General features: G+C 45.5%; 3 protein-coding genes. All 3 read right to left on the bottom strand.

Annotated features, from left to right (window positions below):
- On the bottom strand, positions 1-342 hold a 342-nt coding region (locus ENN47_00910), incomplete at its 3' end, for a cytoplasmic protein (GenBank protein ID HDP76751.1).
- Positions 343-378: 36 nt separating this feature from the next.
- The gene (locus ENN47_00905; GenBank protein ID HDP76750.1) at positions 379-1230 is read right to left on the bottom strand and encodes a carbohydrate ABC transporter permease; all 852 of its coding nucleotides are present in this window, start codon (positions 1228-1230) and stop codon (positions 379-381) included.
- On the bottom strand, positions 1223-2104 hold the full coding sequence (locus ENN47_00900; GenBank protein ID HDP76749.1) for a sugar ABC transporter permease: 882 nt from the start codon (positions 2102-2104) through the stop codon (positions 1223-1225). The genes ENN47_00905 and ENN47_00900 overlap by 8 nt, the downstream gene beginning before the upstream one ends.
- Between the last annotated feature and the right edge of the window lie 415 nt (positions 2105-2519).

The following is a 2519-nucleotide window of genomic DNA, read 5'->3' as shown; positions in this document are numbered from 1 at the left end:
GATTAGCGATCCGCCGGCCAGAACGTAATCAGCGAGCATCTGAACTTTGTTCGGACCCATCGGTACTTTGAACATATCCGGGTACATAGTCAGGGTGTTTCTTCCGCAGTCGCTTATGATTACCACATTGAACTTGGAGAGTTCTTCGGAAGTGGCCGGGAACATGCTCAACACTTGATGGTTAGGAATATGTGTCACTTCTATGTCCTCAAAGGCCTTCATCGGCTCTTTGAAATACACCGAGTAATCGTCAAATCCTCCCAGTTCCACAACGTCGAATCCCTTTGTGTGAATCTTAGTAACTGTCCAAGTCTCTCCAAGTAGAAAGACTTTCTTTTTCAACTCAACACCTCCTTAGCATTTATGTGACTTTGATCATTAACCTTTTACCGAACCCATTAATAGACCCTTTACAATCAGTTTTAGAAAGAAAACATACACTAGAAGAACTGGAAGAACAGATATCATCACTCCCGCCATCTGGATGTTCCATGATGCTACTGTTGTGCCTTTAAGATTTCCGATAGCGACTGTAAGGGGTTGGGAGTTCACCCCTCTAGTCAGTATCAGCCCAAAGAGGAACTCGTTCCAGATATTCGTGAACTGAAAGATAGCGACTACCGCAAAACCTGGCAGTGATAGAGGGAGTGCAATTCTGAAGAAAGTGCCGATGTAACTGCAGCCGTCTATCCTTGCGCTATCCACAACTTCAGTGGGCAGGGATTCGAAGTAATTCCTGAAAAGCAGAGTCGTTATTGGTACACCATAGGCGGTATGCGTCAGTATTAAACCCCAATAAGAGTTGTACAACCCTATGCTCCCTATGAATCTCAATAGCGGTATCAGTATCGACTGTGGAGCTATGTAAAATCCGAGAACCAATATGAGAAAGAGAACGGAGCTCCCTCTGAATTTCAGTTTAGAATATCCAAAACCTCCCCAGGCACCGAGTGCCGAAGATATCGCCGTTGCCACCATTGTTATCACGAAGCTGTTCCAGATCGGTCTGTCTATCTCCGAAAAGGCCTTGAGATAGTTCGCAAATTCAGGGTTTCTTACGATGTTGACGGGACCGTACGCCAGCTCTTGATTGTTCTTGAGAGAAGTGTTTACCGCAGTATAAATCGGGAACAAATAGAAAAACGCTGCGATGAAGAGCAGTAGGTAAATAATGCTCTTCTTTGTCACATCCTTGGCTCTTGAGATTGGTCTCATTGTCGTCTTACTCATATTCGCTTCTCCTGAGTCTCGCAAAGAAAGGAATGACTATCAAGATCGATATAACAAACATCACGATCCCGACCGAAGCACCATATCCAAATCTGTTTCTGTTGAAGGCCGTCCTAAACATAAAAGTCGAAAGTATCTCAGAAGAACTACCCGGTCCTCCACCGGTCATAAGCCAGACAAGATCGAATACTCTCAATGAATACATGAGCAGAATCATTAGAACTGTCAAGGTTGCCGGCCTCTGCATCGGGATAATTACTTTCATGTATCTCTGGAAAGTGGAGGCTCCATCGATCTTTGCAGCTTCACTTATTTCGGGAGCAACCCCACTGATTCCCGCATAGTAGACGAGTGTTGAAAAGCCTGAAAACTGCCACACATAGGCGATAGCAATACAAAACAGAGCCTGTTTGTCGGAAGTGATCCACGGCTGAGCAAGCGAGCCAAGCCCTATGGCTCTAAGCAGAGCATTTATGGAACCTATCTGAGGAGAAAACATCCACGTCCACATCGATGCCGATGCTACAAAGGAAAAGGAGAGCGGGAGCAAAAATATCAACCTGAATATCTGTCTTCCTTTTAGATTGAGATCCAAAAGTACAGCTAAGAAAAGGCCAAGAGGAACCGTTACCCCGATGAACACAAGAGTAAGCTTCAGAGTATTTACCAGCGAAGCCTTGAAGACCCTGTCTGTTGAAAAAAGTCTTATGTAATTGTCGAGGCCGACGAAATCTCCTGCCGAGCCAACGTCCCGCCAATTAGTGAACGATACTTGGAGTGTCCATGCAGTGAAGCCATAGACAAACAGGCCAACAAGAATCAAACCTGGTAAAATGAATAGTAAGATCTGTACCCTCTTGCTCAAATAATCCAACTCCTTTGTTTCGAATTACGTTTGAGCACGAACGGCCGGCAGGTGCCCTTACACCTGCCGGTCTGTTTTAGAACAAGAAAACTTCTTCGTAAGCGTAATCAAAATTGCCCAAAGTGGTGTCGTTGATCTCCGGCGTATTGAAGAATTCACTAAAAGCCGTCCCGAATACGTCCAGATACGATTCCGGCGGAGCACCAAACTGCGATAAAACCTTCACAACACCATCGTCACGGAAGTATCCCAGTATCTCCTTAGTGATGTCGTCGTAAACATCCAGCGGAGCGTCGAGAACGAACGGCGCCGCGCCTTTGATCGGGCAGAATGTATTGGCTGCTTTTACAGTTGTTAGGAACTGTATCCAGTCCTTTGCGATCTTTCTGTCGACTCCTATTGGAAGAACGAAACAGTCTGCGTG

This window comes from Mesotoga infera (genome assembly GCA_011045915.1).
In the GTDB taxonomy this organism is placed as follows: domain Bacteria; phylum Thermotogota; class Thermotogae; order Petrotogales; family Kosmotogaceae; genus Mesotoga; species Mesotoga infera_D.
Note: the sequence above shows the minus strand (reverse complement) of the source record. Positions and strands in the feature narration are given on the sequence as shown.

Bases quoted from the DNA above. Each gene is read 5' to 3' on its own strand.
- ENN47_00905 (HDP76750.1), bottom strand. From the start codon at position 1,230: ATGAGTAAGACGACAATGAGACCAATCTCAAGAGCCAAGGATGTGACA.